Consider the following 15,949-nt stretch of genomic DNA (forward strand, 5'->3'; position numbering starts at 1 on the left):
TCATTCCTGCCCCTACTTACATGACCGACTCCCCAGCCCAGCCTCCTATTCAAACCAATACCCTTGTGATTGGGGCGGGCCAGGCGGGGCTGGCCGCCGCGTACTATCTGCAGCAAGCCGGCATCGACTTCCGGGTGCTGGAAGCCGCGTCCGCTGCGGGTGCTGCGTGGCCGGCCCGCTACGACTCGCTGCGGCTGTTTTCGCCGGCCTGGGTGAGCGGCCTGCCCGGCCTGCCCTGGCCGGCTAAGCCCCTGCATTACCCTTCCCGCGACGAAACCACCGCGTACCTGTGCAGCTATGCGGCGCACTTTGCGTTTCCCCTGGATGTGAACCAGCGCGTGACCCGGCTGGCGGCCTCCACCGGCCGGGCGGGATATACCGTGTGCACTGCCGCCGGCCGCACGTACCACACCCGCCGGGTAATTATAGCCACGGGACCCTACACCACGCCCAAGGTACCGGCCTGGGCGGCAGAGCTGCCCACGGCGGTGGCCCAGCTGCCCAGCCGCGACTACCAGCGCCCCACCCAGCTGCCGGGCAACGGCCCGGTGGCAGTGGTAGGCAGCGGCAACTCCGCGTTGCAGATTGCCGCCGATGTGGCCGCCACCGGCCGCCCCGTGTTTGTGGCTTTCGATGAGCACACCCCGGCCATGCCCAACGGCCAGCTCATGTGGGCAGGCCTCGTCCTCACCGGCCTGCTGGGCGTGTCGCGCCACTCCTGGCTGGGCCGCAAAATGCGCAATAGCCCGGAGCCGGTGGTGAGCGGCGATTTAAAAAAGCTGCGCGGCTTTGCCAATGCGCGCTTCATTGGCCGGGCCGATGGCGTGCTGCCGACCGGCGCCATTCGGGGCCGGCGGGAGGCTTCCCCTCCCCTAGACGCGGTGGTGTGGGCCACCGGCTACCAGCCCGATTACGCGTGGATAGACCTGCCCATTTTGGAGGTCGATGGCCAGCCCCGCCACCACCGGGGGCTCACGGAGGCACCGGGAGTCGCTTTTCTGGGGCTCGACTGGCTGGATAGCCGCCGCTCGGCCCTGCTAAACGGGGCCGGGCCGGATGCCAAGCGGATTGTGGCCGGGTTATTGCAAATGCCTGAATGTTATTGAAACCCCGGCCCGGCTTTCCGGGTTGAGTACAACAGAAGCGGCCCCCAGTAAGGGCACGCTTTTATCCACCTGATTCGCCTTTACCATTATGGTTATTGTCATGCTCGGCGTATTCGCCGCTATTTTCGCGCTCACTCTCGACACATTCTCTTCTGACAAGCCTAAACTCGCTCCCGTACGCGTTCGAGTGAAGTAGTATTCATCGCAGAGACAAGGCACAAAAAAAGCAGCTCTAGGGCTGCTTTTTCTATGAATAACGTGTTGCTGATGCGGCTACTTAGCGAATTACGAGCTTGCACATCTGGCTGGTGTTGTTGGCTTCGAGACGGACGTAGTACAGACCGTTGGCGAATTTGGTCAGGTCCAGCATTTTGGTGTAGCGGTCGTTCATTTCAGTGAGCGTTTCGCGGTACATCACCGAACCAATGACGTTGAGTACGCTCAGCTGCACTTTTTTACCCTGCAGGTTATTGATGGTGAGGTGCACGATGCCGGTGCTGGGGTTGGGGTACAGCAGCAGGGTTTTATCGTCGCCGGGTTTGGTTTGCTGGCCAGGACTGCTCAGGGTAGCTGCCGCCGCCGTTGGGGCGTTGAATAGGGTGCCCAGGCTGAGGCCGAAGCAAATAAAGCAAATCAATGGTAAGAGTAAGCGTTGCATCATAGTAATAATTAGAGGTCGGCAGAAACAAGCGCGGGGCGCTCAGGATTAACGAGTGGCGGCGGTTTTAGTTAGCAAAGGTAAGGCCCTTAAGCCACAAGCGCTAGTAATATATGCAGAAACTTCGATAGATTACGCTGGTTTGCTGTTCTTAGTTCTCTTTTTTTTGACATATTAAGTGGATATTTTGATGATTGGCGGCGGTCTGGCCGGCTTGGCAGCAGCCTTGGACATGACGGGACGCGGGCACCGCGTGGCGGTGGTGGAGCGCAAGCAGTATCCGTTCCATAAAGTGTGCGGCGAATACGTGAGCAATGAGGTGCTGCCCTACCTGCGGCGCCTCCACGCCGACCCGGCCGCGCTGGCTCCGGCCGCCATCGGGAAATTTCTGCTGTCGTCGCCGGGCGGACGTACGCTCACGGCCCGGCTCGACCTGGGCGGGTTTGGCGTGAGTCGCTACGTGCTGGACGATTTTCTGTACCGCCTGGCCCTGGCGCGGGGCGTCACGTTCTACCTGAAAAACACCGTGACGGACGTGGCCTTCGACGCCGCCACCGACCAGCACCACGTGACGCTGGCCGACGGCCGCGTGCTCACGGCCCGCGTGGTGCTGGGGGCCTACGGCAAGCGCACCAACCTGGACCGGCAGCTGCAGCGCTCGTTTTTTGCGCAGCGCTCGCCCTACTTGGGCGTGAAATACCACCTGCGCCTGCCGGGCTTTCCCCGCGATGTCATCGCGCTGCACAATTTTGCCAACGGCTACGCGGGCATTTCGGCCATTGAGGAAGACAAGCTGTGCTTCTGCTACCTCACCACCCGCCAGAACCTGAAGGACCACGGCACCATTCCGGCCATGGAGGCGGTGGTGCTGAGCAAAAATCCGCGGCTGCGGGAGATTTTGGGCACGGCCGAGATGCTGTACCCCCAGCCGGAGGTCATCAACGAAATTTCATTTGCCCCCAAGCAGCCGGTGGAGCAGCACGTGCTGATGTGCGGCGATGCCGCCGGCCTTATCACGCCGCTGTGCGGCAACGGCATGGCCATGGCGCTGCACGGCGCGGCGCTGGCGGCTGCGGCCGCGCACGGTTTTTTGGCCGGCACTACTACCCGCGCCGCTATGGAAGGCGGCTACGCCCGCGCCTGGAACGCGCAGTTTGGCAGCCGGCTACGGATGGGCCGAACGGTGCAAAAGCTGTTTGGCGGGCCCGTGCTGAGCGAGCTGGTGGTGGGTGGGCTCCGGCACTGGCCCGGCGCCGTGCAGGCGCTGATGAGCCGCACGCACGGCCAGGTGTTTTAAGCCGTTTCCGGCAAAGGCTGCCCTTGCAACACGGCCCGGCGGCCGGGCAAGGCCAGAATGTTATGCAGATTATTTAATCTAAGCACCGCGCAAAAATGTTTGTTTTACCGTAGTTAGGCATTGTTGATGCGCGGGCTTCCGTACATTGAGCTGCCCGAAGGAGCGTCCTTTCCCCAACTTTCGAATCTGTAATTCCTCCCGAATGCCGAGTTACCTAGGTGCCATCGGCACTGCGAATCCCGTTCATCGCATTGCCCAGCCGCAAATAGCCGAATTTATGGCCCAGGCGCTGGCTTTTGGCGATAACGACGCGCGCAAACTGCGGGCCCTGTACCGGGTGACGGGCATTGAGCACCGCTACTCGGTACTGCCCGACTACGGCCGCCCCAACGGCGAGTACACGTTTTTCCCCAATACGCCCACCCTGGAGCCGTTTCCCAGCGTGGGGCAGCGCATGGCCGTGTACCGGCGCGAAGCCCTGCCCCTGGCCACCGAAGCCGTGCGCGACTGCCTGCGCCAGGTGCCCAGCGTGGCCATGGCCAGCATCACCCACGTGGTGACGGTGAGCTGCACCGGCATGTACGCGCCGGGCCTCGACATTGAGTTGGTGCAGGCCCTGGGCCTGCGGCACGACGTGCGCCGCACCTGCGTGAACTTTATGGGCTGCTACGCCGCCGTGAACGCCGTGAAACTGGCCGACGCCTTTTGCCTGGCCGATGCCAACGCCCGCGTGCTCATTGTGAGCGTGGAGCTGTGCACCCTGCATTTTCAGAAAAGCCCGGAGGAAGACCACCTCATCAGCAACGCCCTGTTTGGCGATGGCGCGGCGGCCTGCCTGGTGCAGGCCAAGCCCCTGCCCGATGGCGCGCCCAGCCTGGCCCTGCAGGCCTTTCACTGCGGCCTGGAGCCCGACGGGCACGACGACATGGCGTGGCACATCAACGACTTTGGGTTTGAGATGACCTTGTCCAGCTACGTGCCCAAGCTCATTCAGCGCGGCATTCGCAACCTCACCGATGGGCTGCTGCAAAGCCTGCCCGTGGAGCTGGCCGACGTTCGGCACTTTGCCATCCATCCGGGGGGGCGCAAGATTCTGGAAACCATTGAGACCGAGCTGGGGCTGAGCCGGGACGACAACCGCCACGCCTACCGCGTACTGCGGGACTACGGCAACATGTCGTCGGCCACGGTGCTGTTTGTGCTGCGCGACGTGCTGGCCCACTCCACGCCCGCCGAGCACGGCGCGCCGGTGCTCAGCTTCGCCTTTGGGCCGGGGCTGACCATGGAGGCCATGCTGCTGGAAGTGGTGCACGAGGCGGCCGGCGCGGCGGTGAGCAGCAAGGCCAAGGAGTCGGCGGAGGTCGTTTAATTTCCGCATGCCGTGAATTTTACTGCCCGCGCTTCCGGCCCCGAGCTGATGGACGACCTGACGCTGGCCACCGATGCGCTGCGCCAGAACCTCGACGAGCTGGAAACCATCAACACGTGGCTGGGCGGCTACCAGCCGGTGCTCAATGCCCTGGACCGCCTGAAAAGCCGCTTTCCGCAGGGCCAGGCGCTGCGCCTGGCCGACTTGGGCAGCGGTGGCGGCGACACCCTGCGGCACGTGGCCCGCTGGGCCCGCAGCAACCGCGTGCCGGTTACCCTGACGGGCATCGACGCCAACCGCTTTATGCTGGATTACGCAGCCGCCAAAAGCCGGGAATATCCGGAAATCAGCTACCAGCAATTCGACATTTTCTCCCCCGAATTTCAGGCCCAGCCCTACGACGTGCTCACGTGCAGCCTGTTTTGCCACCATTTCGAGGACGATGAACTGGTGACGCTGCTGCGGCAATGGCAGCAGCAGGCGCAAGTAGCGGTGGTGATTAACGACCTGCACCGGCACTGGCTGGCTTACCACAGCATTAAATGGCTCACGCGGCTGCTGGGCGGCTCCTACCTGGTGCGGCACGACGCGCCGCTGTCGGTGGCCCGGGCCTTCCGCCGCCAGGACTGGGTGGCGCTGCTGGCGCGCGCTGGTATCCGGCGCTACGAGCTGCGCTGGCGCTGGGCGTTCCGCTGGCAGGTCATTATTGCGGGCCAGGGCTAATAGAGTGCGGCGGCCACCCGGAAGGTGTTGGCGTGGGCTTCCACAATGTCGAGGATGCGCTCGGAATAGCCACCGCCCATGCACACCACCACGGGCAGTCGGTGGCGGTGGCAGAGGCTGAGCACCAGCTCATCGCGCTGGCGGCAGCCGGCGCGGGTGAGGCCCAGGTGGCCCAGCTTGTCGGTAGCCAGCACGTCGACGCCCGCCAGGTAAAACACGAAATCGGGCTGGACTTCGTCCAGGAGGCGCGGCAGGGTTTCGCCCAGCAGCTTCAGGTAGTGGGCGTCATCGATGCCGTCGGGCAAGGGCAAGTCCAGGTCGGAGGCTTCTTTGCGGGCGGGATAGTTGCGGGCCCCGTGCATAGAGAAGGTAAATACCCGCGGCTCGTGCTGAAAAATAGCCGCCGTGCCGTTGCCCTGGTGCACGTCGAGGTCCACGATGAGGACTTTGCGCACCGCGGGCACGTGCGTGAGCAGCCACATGGCGGCGGCGGCCTGGTCGTTGAGCAGGCAAAATCCTTCGCCCCGCGCCCGGAACGCGTGGTGCGTGCCCCCAGCAATGTTGAAGGCCACGCCGTGCTGCAGGGCCAGCCGCGCCGCCTCGATGGTACCGCCCAAAATGGTGATTTCGCGCTCAAACAGCTCGGCCGACCACGGAAAGCCCGTCGTTCGCTCCTCCAGCCGGGTGAGCTGGCCCAGGCGCAGCCGCTCGTAGTAGTCGGCAGCGTGTACCAGCAGCACGTCGGCTACGGGGGGCGGTGTGGGCACAAAAAAATCGGCGCTGGTGGCCGTTCCCTCGTGCAAGAGCTGCTCGGGCAGCAGCTCGTATTTCAGCATGGGAAAGCGGTGGCCGGCTGGCAGCGGGTGGGCGTAGTTGGGTGCGAAGGCAATGGGCAGCATAGGGCAGCAACAAATTAACCGCAGAGTTTGGCTGCCCGGCAGCGCACAACCGCTTGGCAACACCCACTGGCGCACCGAAACTGTGCGCCGCCTGAACCCCAGGGCAGCTCAATAAAAAACCCTCATTGCGCTAGGCAATGAGGGTTTCCGTGAGGCGTATTGGGCTCAGCCATTTGCCAGAGCACGCCGAAACATGCTAGCAAAACGCCCCTGAATACGGTGTGTATGGCGTTTCGGTATTCGCTTGCTGGCACATTCCGGCGCTGATATTCCTGGAAACCGGGGGCAATTTTGACTTTTGCCCCCGGTCCGGTTTGCTGCCCCGGTTACGGCCCACTACTGATTTATCTTATTGGTAAGCTCGGGAAGGGAATCTTCCAACTCTGAGGTGAATGGGTTGTTTTTACTGTAGATGACGGAGGCATACAATCCATTTGCCGCGGCCACTACATGCCGGACGAACCGGCCAGCGTTGTGCCGCTGAAACCAGAGGCCAAACAGCTTGTGCCGGTATTCCTGCTTGCCGTCCGATTGGTCGCAGACATAGACCAGCACCCGCTTTACATCTTGTAAACTTGCCTCCAGACTCTGCATGAGCGTGGCCAGGATTCGCGGGTCATGTTGTAGCGGGTCGCCACCGCTTCGACGCGCCAAGCCCATCATCAACGCATGGGGCGCAAAGTCCAGTCCATCAAAATAGCCGGAGGCATCCGAAAAGTAGATGAGATAACGCTCCCCTAAATCCGTTGTGAACGCATACCCTTGTTCCGTACTAGTGACCTGGTACGGAGAATGGGTGAATAAAGGTGACGTCATCAAGCGCCGATTTCTTTTTGTTTTTGCCGCACAGAGCCGCCTGAATGCGCTTTTTATCGGCATCCATTTGCTTGACTACGCTGTTCCAATCAATTTTCTGAACGGTCGAGGGCATGGTGGGGGCGATTTGCGAGGCCCAGAATATAGGCGGGGATTCCGCTTGACAACCTGTCAAGCAGCACAAATGTAACGGCCCGTTACAGATTTTGGTTTGTTTGACTGCTAAAATATGCCATTCCGTGCCAGCTATTTGATATGGATTGGAGCATTTCGGGCACATTAGCCGGCCTTCTGCGTTCGCAGAGCCTTCCGTGGTGCCGGCGGGCCGAACTCCTCTCCTACCGTGGGGTGCCCAGCGCCGCCGCCCAGGCCTGGAGCAGCTGCGGGCCGTAGCGCTCCAGCGTGTCATACCCGTATACGCTGGCCGAGACGTGGCCGAGCGCAATTTCTTTTAGCTGCTGGTCGCCCTCACTGCCCAGCACGAGCAGCGCCGCCCCGGTGTGGCGGGCCGTGTGCGTGGTGACGGCCTGCCAGAGCGGCCCGACCTCCTCGTGGCGGGTTTTGCCCGAAAAGGAGTTGGCCACGAACTCGCGGGTGAGGCCAGCGGCCTGGCCCAGCTGCTTGAGCCGGCGGTTGCGCTCCTGCTGGGTGGGCATGGGCAACCGCCCCTCCCAGCGCTGCCAGATGGCGGCCGCCTCCGGGGGCAACGGGATGCGTACCGGCTCCCCGGTCTTTTCCTGGTAGAGCTCGACGCAGTGCGTGGGACCGAAGCCAGGCAGCTCGTGCAAGCCGACGTGGTGCGGCCGCAGCGCGCGCAGGTCCACGTCGCGCAGCAGCAACAGCAGCTGGAACAGGAATACGTCGCGCTCTTCGGCCAGGTCAGCGGGCAGCTGGGCACTGAGCAGGGCCAACACTTCGGCACGGCGCAGCGTGGGGGCCCGGCCGTAGCGCACGGGCAGCCGACCCAGCCACTTCGGCACCGCGAGGCCCGCCAGGCGGTGGCACTCGCGCAGAAAGGCGTAGTGCCGCTGCACCGTCGAGTCGCGCCGGCCCTGGGCGTAAAGCCAGCCCACGTATTGGGCCAACCGCTCCTTGGTCAGCGTGGCCAGCCGCAACCGCGCGTCAAACTCTCCGAGGCTGCTCACCACCTGGCCGTAGAGGCGCAGCGTGCTGGCGGAAAGCAGATGCGCGTTTTCTGCCTGCCAGCGCTCTGCAAACTTCGCCCACGGCGTGGTGGGGGTCAACTGAGCTTCGACGGCGGCCTGAGCTTCGGCTTGCTGCTGTTTGGGCCGGCGGCGGGTGCCGGTGCCGGCAGCGCTCACAGCGGCTTCAATCTCCGCCTGCGTCACGTCGGCTTCGGCCCGGCCGGCGGCCTCGGCGCTCAGGAACACGCTGCCCACAGCCGTGACCAGCCGGCCCAGCCGCAGGTTGAGCTGATTGGCATCGGGCGCGCTGGTGTGGATGCGCCGGGCCTTGGTGGGCTGCCAGTGCGCCGGCACCACCTTGACGCCGGTGGGCATTTTCCAGCGGTGGCCACCGGCCCAGTGCAGGTCCCCGAAGATGTTGGCGCGCCCGGCCTTGTCGGGGCGGTCGAGGCGCTGGCGGAAGATGAGTTCCATGAGGCAAATGCAGGGTTATTGCTGACCAGCTTGCTTCGTGTTCTGCTTCACGCTCTTGCGGCCCTGCTTTTCCTCTGTTCCTATGGGGTCTTCAAACCCTGCCCCTCGGTAATAGACATCCGTTATTTCAACCACCTTGCTCGGGTCAATGTCGGGAGCCAGAGCCGAAGCCAGGAGTTGTCGAATCTTCGCAATCTCACCGGAGTCATCATTTTTAGCCAGGTAGTCGACCAACCCCCAAATAGCTAACCTGTCTTTCTCGCGTTTCTCATCCTCCGCTTTACTCCGCTCCTCCCACATTTCCTCGAATACCTTATCGATATTATACCCGGGAGGTAGGAAAGGCTCTACTGTTTCATTCTCTGCTGCCATGCGCGCGGGGTGGCCTAGTTGTGCTTCCGGAAGCAGCATATCACCCTTTCCAAACAACACCCAGTCTGTACTTATCTGCGGATAAGCTTCAAGTATTTTAATAAGCACCTTGAATGACGGGTCGCCCTTCCTACCAGCCAATAGTTCTTGTGCACCCTGTGGGGAAATACCTGCCTTTCTGGCAAAAGCCGCTTTTTTACCTTTTTCGAACAGGTCGACCAATAAATTTAGTCGCTGATTCACAGAGCCTTGTTCCATTTATCCTTATTTGTTGTATATAATTCAACTACAAATGTTGCTTTTATTCACATCTGTTGACTACGTTTGTTGCATCGCAGCAATACATCAACAAATGTAGATAAATGGAACCAAATTTCAACCTTGCTCGCCTGCTGGCTCCCGGAGATGTGAGCGCTATTGCGGCGAAACTTGGACTTTCGACCTGTGCGACCAGCGCCGCCATTCGTCGTGCCCGCCCCAGCCACCCCGCGGTACGGGAGGCCTACCTACTTGCTAAAAACTCGGGTGCCTTGGAAGTGGCGCAAGGCTTGGCAACACTCAAAGCCGCTTAGCCCGATGCTGCACAACGTCTCCTTCACCACGGCCAACGGCGTGCTGGCATTCGAAGACCGCGAAGCGGTGCTGCGTGTACTTGCCCAGGAACAGACGGCTCGCCTGGCTGCTGAAGCAGAGCAGGCAGCCCTCGCTACCATCTACACCGTGGCCACGCTGGCCACGCGGCTCGGCATCAGCGTGCGGGTGGTGGGCGACCTCTTGCGCGAGGGCCGCATCCGCTATACCTGCTGCGGTCTTAAAGCGTACCGCGTCACTGAATTGGCCGTGCGGGAGTTTCTAGGCGACGCCGCCGCCCCACCCAATACGCGATAAATCAGCCTTAACCCCCTGATTTTCTGGATTTACCGTCCGCTGGCCTACACCAGTCAGGCCTCGCCTTTGCCTTCACTTTTTCCACTCATTCCCCATTGATGCCATGGAAACTTCCTCCTTCCCTCTCGCAGAAATCGCTGACGCCCAAAACGAAAGCAACATCTTCGCTTTTGACCGTGGCTGCATCGGACGTCACCTGACCCGCCTGCAACGCATCTACGCCACCAAGTGCGCCCAGCTCGAGGCTTTTTACTTCTTCTTCGACGAGGGCCAGCCCGACATTGTGCTGCGCAGTGGCACCGGCAAGGAGTTGGCCCTGCGCCTGCCGGCCGGCTCGCAGGTTGGTGACATTTACTCGAACCTGCGCGACGCGCTGGATTCAGAATTGCGCGAGTTGGAACGGCAAATCGTCTTAGCCCACCAAGAAGTCGAGCGCGACGCGTACGAAACTCAACTCTGTGGCCACACTAGCAACGGAAAGCCGGATTACGTGCCGGCTATACTGGCCCTGTGCGTGCCAGTGGCGCCAAACGCAACGCACAGTACCTCCGAAACTGCTGACGTGCTGGTCAACCTCTTTCACTCCACAGCGGCTTAAACGTGGGAAGCTTCTCCCAAGCCATGCGCCGGCGGCTAACACAGCCCGCGCACTTAAAGCTACCCGCCGGTGAACAGCAAATAGCCCTGGCCAATGGCCGTAAGCTATGGGTAACCCGGGTGCCCCGGGCGGAGTGGCGTGCCCTGCAACCCGGCCACCAGCTGCTCGTGCTGCGCGCCAGCCGCCGGTGCACCGTGAGCAGCCTGGAGCCGTGCGAAGTGCATAAAAACGCACTGGTCCACCCCGCCGCGCCGTGCATTGCCTTGATATGGGGCTGGCTGGCGCCTGGCAAACCCGACACACGCCATGCCACCATTCTCCGGCTCCACGAGCTGGCCGTGGTGCTGCGCTACGAACTACGCGAAACCGCTACCCCTGACGTGGTGGCCACCATCCTTCCCACCCCGAACTGAGCCAAGTATGCTAGTCTCCTTCTTCTCTAAATCAATGAATTCTGAGCCCACCGAAGCGCTCCACCTGCCTGGGCTGCTGGCCGACATCCGGGACGGGCACTGGGCTGAACAGGTGCTGGCCGTACGGGCGCTGGACCCCACCAGCGCAGCCTATCGCGAGGCAAAGAAGAAGTTACCCAGCTTCACTGCCTCGGGCAGATTCCAACGACGCATCCCGACCGGCCTGCTCGAGCACTCGGGCTTTCTCTGCCTCGACATTGATGCGAAGATGAACGCAGGCGTCGACTTGGCTGCGGCCCGCCGAAAGGTAGAAGCCGACCCCGCCACCTACGCCTGCTTTGCCAGCGCCGGCGGTGTGGGGCTGTGTGCGCTGGTCCGCATCCCAGCCGATAACCACGCGGGTTGCTTCCGTAGCCTGAGGGCCCACTACAAGCAGACCCACGGCTTGGTAGTAGATAACCTCATTGACGTGAGCCGCCTGCGCTTCGTGAGCTATGACCCGGCGCTGTACCTGAACGAGCAGGCCCGGGCATTTGCGGAATCACTGCCCGAGCCCACGGAGCCCAATACGACCGTGTTCGCAGTGGCCACCATCCTTCCCACACTGAATTGAGCATGCTGGTTTCATACTACCCCGTTAAACACAAAGGCAAGGCCGCCGACATTGAATTCACTGAATTCCTCTCCGGCGTCAAAACCGGGCGCTGGGATGTGCAGGTTCGGGAGGCGCGGGCGCTCTATCCTGGCAAAGGATACGACCAGGCGAAGCTTAGCATGCCGAGCGTCGCCGCTTCGGGGGTGTTTGCCACCAGTTACTACGTGAACGACGAGCAGGGTAAGGCCGTGAGCGATGAGCACGGGCAGCACAAGTTCTGTACCGGCCGCACCCTAAAGGACCTGCAGGCCCACAGCGGCATTATCTATCTCGACATTGACCGGAAGAAGAACCCGGGCATGGACGTGGCGGAGCTCCGCAGTCGAATTCAGGCCGACAGCTACACGTATGCCTGCCATCTGAGCCTGTCCGGTGACGGTTTGGCCGTAGCCTTTCGGGTGCCCACCGAAGACCCCTACGGTAGTTTTCGGGCACTGGCGGCGTACTACAAGAAACGTTTTGCCGTGGTCGTCGACGGATTACCCGACCCCACGCGGCTGCGCTTTGTTACCTCGGACCCTGACCTGTACTTGCATGAGCAGGCCCCGACGTTTGAAGAAACGCTGGAAGAGGCCAAGCCCACCCCGCGCGCCTACCCGGCCGGCCAGCCCTACACGACCACCGACCAGGGTTACGGCGCAGCCATGCTCAACACCGCTGTCAAACGAGTGCTGGCCGCGGCCGATGGGGAGAAGCGGACGGTGCTCAACAAGGCAGCGCTCACACTTGGCGGCGTGGTGGGCAGTGGCTTTCTCAGCGAAGACGAAGCCTACTATGCGCTCGAGCAGGCGATTCTGTCTCACCCGCTGAACAACGAAGCGCACGCGTTAAAAACCATCCGCATTGCCCTGTGCGACGGCGCGAAGAAGCCGCTGCTGCCAAGCCCGCTGCAGCGCCAGGTGCGCGAGCAGCAGCGGGCGGAGGTACCCCGCGAAGCCATCATTCAGTTCCTATCGGCCAATGCCGGCATCGCCCCTGAAAAGCTAACGGTGGCCATTGACGCCGTGCTGGACGAACCCAACCCGGCGCTGCTCACCTTCTGGCGGGTGGTGTACAAGGAAGGCACCAAGACCAGCCAGGACACCTACAAGCTCCAGATTGACCGCACCAAGTTTCGGGAGTGGCTCTCGATGCAAGGCTTCAGCTTCCGGCCCGCGGGCGCAGGCGGGGCGGTGGAGTTCCTGCGCACCGAGCACAACATTGTGCGCACCGTAGAACGCTACCACCTCAAGCAGTACGTACTCGACTTCGTGGAGCAGCTGCCCCCGCGCTTTGACAGCGTGAGCCGGGACGAGTTGGACGAAGCGCTGATGATTCAGATTAAAAGCCTTTTCGACAAGGAAACGCTCGACTGCTTGCCGCAGCTCACCACGCCGTTGTTGCGCGATACCCGCACGACGGCCCGCTTCTTCTTTCGCAACGGCTGGGTGGAGGTCACCGCGCAGGGCGTGACGGTAAGGCCATACGCGGAGCTGCCAGGCCTTATTAACCAGAACCAGGTTCACTCGTTCGACTTTCGTCTGCTGTATGACCTGGAAGCCATGCAGTGCGACTTCCATGCCTTCATGCGTAATGTCACCGGGCAAGACCCCACGCGGTTGGCCCAGCTGCAACGGGCCCTGGGCTACCTGCTCCACGCCTACAAGGACGTGACCAATGCGCGCTGCGTGATTTTTATGGACGCCATCGGCGAGGTGGGCATCAGCTCCGGCGGGACGGGCAAGGGCCTTCTCATGCAGGCTGTAGCGCAGCTGGTGGAAGTCGCCCAGCTAGACGGGGAGATGTTTGACTTGCGCGACCCCTTCCGCTACGAAGAGGTAACCGACACGGCACGGGTGGTATTCTTCGACGAGTGGAAAGCCACGCGCAACCCGTTCACGGCCCTGTTTTCCACGCTCACCGGCGGGCTGCCCATCAACCGGAAATACCAGGCCAAGAAGACGCTGGCCTTTGCCGAAGCGCCTAAATTCGCCATAGCCACCAACGAAGTGGTGACAGGAGATGACGACAGCAGCACCCGCCGCAAGGTGGAGATTGCGCTGGCCAAATGCTACTCGGCAACCTACACGCCCCGCGACGAGTTCGGCACGGGTTTCTTTGGTGAGCACTGGGATACCATCGAGTACAACCGATTTTTCAACCTGGCCATGCTCTGGGTGCAGCAGTACCTGATGCACGGCTTGCTGCTGCTCAAGGATGAGAACATCGCCGCCCGTGGGCTGATGCAGGAGGTGGGCGCCACCTTCCATGAGTTTGCTTCGGACTTGCTGGAGCAAACCAAGCGGCCAGCGGAAGAGGGCGAGGAGCCAAAGGCCCCGCTGTGGCTGGCCGATACTTACGAAGCCTACCAAAAAGCGACGGGCGACAAGCGCACCGGCGCGCAGGTGTTCAGCAAAAAGATGGTGCAGTTCGGGTTTGAGAAGGTGAAAAACCTAGGCCGGCTCTACGGCGACTCCCGCCGCTTTCAATGGCACTACACGCTACCCACGGAGCCACCTGCAGGCTTCCTGTAAAGTTGGCACCGGCAACTTGGCACCGGGCTGAACCGTCACTACGGCCCTGCTAGGGCTGTTTTTGGGGGTCGGTGCCAACTTTCAACTTGGCACCAAAACCTTTTATATACGCTAATTATCCCTTTATCATTCTTTAATACTATTTGTCGCGTGAAATATTAGAAAAAGTAAAATAACATCTCTCTATAAAAAGGTTTTGGTGCCAAGTTGAAAGTTGGCACCAGGGCTTAAAAACAGCTTATACAGCATCAAAAACGCACTTTTGCCCGGTGCCAACTTACTGGTGCCAACTTCTAAAGTCCTCTTTTCAACGCTTATCTCATGACGTCAGCCCAGCCCGCTCCCGCTGCTAAACCCATCCCTACTAACCGGGATGAACCTAGCCACACGATTTACTCCAACGGCTATGCCAACTTGAATGGGGAAGTCGCTCAAGGCTTACTACCAAACCCTGCCAGCATTTTCAAGCGCAAACCTCATAAAACCTCACATCTGACACCTAGTGGCGCAGCACACGGCCCAAAAATGCAGCAGCAACTGGCAGCAAGTCGCAGCCCCTGGGTGGTGCAATTGCTAAAATTTGCTAAGGTTTTTCTTGGCTCAAATTGGCACTGGCCTATTAACAGACCATTGCATGTCTAGCCAGTGACATCTTCTCAATTAGGTGTCCGCGCCACCGAGTTGCCAAACCATGCCACCAATTAGAGCGGTCGATGCCGAGAAATGTTAAGAAAGGCTAAGAAAGGCTAAGGTTTCCAGCAGATGCACCCGCCGCAATGCCCGCAGTTTTCGGCACCGATTCTCCACTTTAATCCAGTAAGCATGCCCCTCATCGTTGACGTCCTGACCTTGACCCTTTACCGCGATGGCTTGGCCAACCTCAACGGCGAGGCCACCCGCGCCCTGCCAGCAGGTGCCGCTTCGCTGCTACTCCTCCCTCCGAATCGGGCCAGCCCGCATTGGGTCTTGGTGCCGGCTACCGGTGGGCTGCTGGGCGACATACAGCTAGTGGGTCGGAGCGACCGGGGTAACCTGCGCTTCCGAGCACCAAGCTTAGCGGTGGCCTTGTTTGCCGCGGTGCCACGTGAGCAGCCAGCGCTACGCCTGGTGCTCGAGCCCGCGCCGGCGCTGGGTTGGTGCCTTGTTGCACAAAATCGGTGCACCAATAATTAGCCACTCTCCTGCTGGCTTCGGCGGTGGGCTTTAGAAAAGGGACTGGTGCTGGATTGTTGAGAATTGTTGAGATAAACGCCACAATCGAATCCCAGCTGCACGAATTCTACCTATCGCATACTGCCTAAGAATGCCTGATACCCGAACAGGCCCTCGCGGCGCGTCAAAAGCCAAAATGTATAAAGAACTATAGCTCATCCCCACTTACCATGACCGAACCCTTACCTCTCATCCCGCCCACCGACACGGAAGGCCAGCGGCTCACAGCCCCCACGGCCTGGCCAGAAATTACCCTGGCTCAATACTTAGCACTCCGGGCACCGGCGGCTCCCTGGGTCGCTGTACTCACTGGGCTTTCCCCTGAGCAGTTGGCCACGCTTCCCGAGGCCACCCGCGCGCAGCTCCTTGACCGTTTAATGTTCGTCCTCGACGATGCGCCGCTGCGAGAGTTGCTGCCGACGCCGGGCCTCTACGAAGTCTGCAACTGCTCTTGTGGACTGCTCCTCCAAGCGCAGCGGCACGCGGCCGCTCACCCCGAGGCCTCGCCGCTGGCTTTCGGCGCTTATCTGCATGCACTTTACTCCACCCCGGCTGCCACCTCCGTCGATGAGCAGGCTGTGGCCGCAGCTCACGCGGCCGTTCTGGCGCGCCCTGTTACGGAAGTCTATGCCGACGCTGCCCACTTCCTAGCTAGTTACGAGCGCTGCGCTGCCGGCATCAGGACCGATGGCCCCATACAACCGGGGTTGTCCCGCATCATGAAAACAGTACCTGCGCCCAAATGGACTTGGCTATGGTTGAAAGGGCGGCTGTGGCCCTGGGGAGCGTGGGGACCGAACCCGACCTGTCT

General features: G+C 61.3%; 18 protein-coding genes. 11 read left to right on the forward strand and 7 right to left on the reverse strand.

The genetic code is table 11. From position 1 onward, the window contains the following. Positions 1 to 20 precede the first annotated feature (20 nt). A complete protein-coding gene (locus tag BEN47_RS17810; RefSeq protein WP_070730328.1) occupies positions 21 to 1,106 on the forward strand; it encodes a flavin-containing monooxygenase in 1,086 nt (361 codons plus the stop codon). A 277-nt stretch (positions 1,107 to 1,383) separates the two neighbouring features. Here BEN47_RS17810 and BEN47_RS17815 read toward each other — a convergent pair whose 3' ends face one another. Beyond that, entirely contained in the window at positions 1,384 to 1,767 is a 384-nt protein-coding gene (locus tag BEN47_RS17815) for a T9SS type A sorting domain-containing protein (protein ID WP_083322556.1), read from the reverse strand. A gap of 175 nt (positions 1,768 to 1,942) precedes the next feature. On the opposite strand from BEN47_RS17815, the gene BEN47_RS17820 reads away from it, so the two are divergent. From BEN47_RS17820 to BEN47_RS17830, 3 genes are all read left to right on the forward strand, one after another. Continuing rightward, entirely contained in the window at positions 1,943 to 3,061 is a 1,119-nt protein-coding gene (locus tag BEN47_RS17820; protein ID WP_083322557.1) for an NAD(P)/FAD-dependent oxidoreductase, read from the forward strand. Between the two features lie 202 nt (positions 3,062 to 3,263). After that, positions 3,264 to 4,430: a type III polyketide synthase gene (locus BEN47_RS17825; protein WP_070730335.1), complete on the forward strand. Its 1,167-nt coding sequence runs from the start codon at positions 3,264 to 3,266 to the stop codon at positions 4,428 to 4,430. Between the two features lie 12 nt (positions 4,431 to 4,442). Then, positions 4,443 to 5,153 (forward strand): methyltransferase domain-containing protein, encoded by a 711-nt coding sequence (locus BEN47_RS17830; protein WP_239691655.1) that lies wholly within the window; start codon positions 4,443 to 4,445, stop codon positions 5,151 to 5,153. Here BEN47_RS17830 and BEN47_RS17835 read toward each other — a convergent pair. The 5 genes from BEN47_RS17835 to BEN47_RS17850 all read right to left on the reverse strand — a co-directional run bounded on the left by BEN47_RS17835 (position 5,150) and on the right by BEN47_RS17850 (position 9,081). Continuing rightward, on the reverse strand, positions 5,150 to 6,052 hold the full coding sequence (locus tag BEN47_RS17835) for a histone deacetylase family protein (RefSeq protein ID WP_070730338.1): 903 nt from the start codon (positions 6,050 to 6,052) through the stop codon (positions 5,150 to 5,152). The genes BEN47_RS17830 and BEN47_RS17835 overlap by 4 nt on opposite strands. Positions 6,053 to 6,388: 336 nt before the next feature. Further along, positions 6,389 to 6,868 (reverse strand): DUF6169 family protein, encoded by a 480-nt coding sequence (locus BEN47_RS17840; RefSeq protein ID WP_125921770.1) that lies wholly within the window; start codon positions 6,866 to 6,868, stop codon positions 6,389 to 6,391. Then, positions 6,825 to 6,983 carry a hypothetical protein gene (locus BEN47_RS21580; protein ID WP_158011088.1) on the reverse strand — a complete coding sequence of 53 codons (159 nt, stop codon included), beginning with the start codon at positions 6,981 to 6,983 and terminating at the stop codon, positions 6,825 to 6,827. The genes BEN47_RS17840 and BEN47_RS21580 overlap by 44 nt, the downstream gene beginning before the upstream one ends. Before the next feature lie 223 nt (positions 6,984 to 7,206). Continuing rightward, positions 7,207 to 8,487 (reverse strand): site-specific integrase, encoded by a 1,281-nt coding sequence (locus BEN47_RS17845; protein WP_070730344.1) that lies wholly within the window; start codon positions 8,485 to 8,487, stop codon positions 7,207 to 7,209. 15 nt (positions 8,488 to 8,502) lie between these two features. After that, positions 8,503 to 9,081, reverse strand: coding sequence for a helix-turn-helix domain-containing protein (locus BEN47_RS17850; RefSeq protein WP_070730348.1), 579 nt, complete (start codon positions 9,079 to 9,081; stop codon positions 8,503 to 8,505). A 354-nt stretch (positions 9,082 to 9,435) separates the two neighbouring features. On the opposite strand from BEN47_RS17850, the gene BEN47_RS17855 reads away from it, so the two are divergent. The 7 genes from BEN47_RS17855 (at position 9,436) to BEN47_RS17880 (ending at position 15,099) form a co-directional block, all read left to right on the forward strand. Continuing rightward, positions 9,436 to 9,747 carry a helix-turn-helix domain-containing protein gene (locus tag BEN47_RS17855; protein ID WP_070730350.1) on the forward strand — a complete coding sequence of 104 codons (312 nt, stop codon included), beginning with the start codon at positions 9,436 to 9,438 and terminating at the stop codon, positions 9,745 to 9,747. Positions 9,748 to 9,850: 103 nt separating this feature from the next. Beyond that, entirely contained in the window at positions 9,851 to 10,345 is a 495-nt protein-coding gene (locus tag BEN47_RS17860; protein WP_070730352.1) for a hypothetical protein, read from the forward strand. A gap of 23 nt (positions 10,346 to 10,368) precedes the next feature. Continuing rightward, entirely contained in the window at positions 10,369 to 10,758 is a 390-nt protein-coding gene (locus BEN47_RS21135; protein WP_139147390.1) for a hypothetical protein, read from the forward strand. A gap of 34 nt (positions 10,759 to 10,792) precedes the next feature. Continuing rightward, positions 10,793 to 11,371 (forward strand): BT4734/BF3469 family protein, encoded by a 579-nt coding sequence (locus tag BEN47_RS17870; protein ID WP_070730355.1) that lies wholly within the window; start codon positions 10,793 to 10,795, stop codon positions 11,369 to 11,371. A 2-nt stretch (positions 11,372 to 11,373) separates the two neighbouring features. Next, entirely contained in the window at positions 11,374 to 13,926 is a 2,553-nt protein-coding gene (locus BEN47_RS17875; RefSeq protein WP_070730358.1) for a BT4734/BF3469 family protein, read from the forward strand. A 321-nt stretch (positions 13,927 to 14,247) separates the two neighbouring features. Beyond that, positions 14,248 to 14,568 carry a hypothetical protein gene (locus BEN47_RS21585; protein WP_125921775.1) on the forward strand — a complete coding sequence of 107 codons (321 nt, stop codon included), beginning with the start codon at positions 14,248 to 14,250 and terminating at the stop codon, positions 14,566 to 14,568. Positions 14,569 to 14,748: 180 nt separating this feature from the next. Next, positions 14,749 to 15,099 (forward strand): hypothetical protein, encoded by a 351-nt coding sequence (locus BEN47_RS17880; protein WP_070730360.1) that lies wholly within the window; start codon positions 14,749 to 14,751, stop codon positions 15,097 to 15,099. A 413-nt stretch (positions 15,100 to 15,512) separates the two neighbouring features. Here the strand turns inward: BEN47_RS17880 and BEN47_RS21145 are convergent, their stop codons facing one another. After that, positions 15,513 to 15,782, reverse strand: a complete 270-nt coding sequence (locus BEN47_RS21145; protein WP_125921777.1) for a hypothetical protein — start codon at positions 15,780 to 15,782, stop codon at positions 15,513 to 15,515. Positions 15,783 to 15,949 lie beyond the last annotated feature (167 nt).

The organism is Hymenobacter lapidarius (assembly GCF_001816145.1).
In the GTDB taxonomy this organism is placed as follows: Bacteria; Bacteroidota; Bacteroidia; order Cytophagales; family Hymenobacteraceae; genus Hymenobacter; species Hymenobacter lapidarius.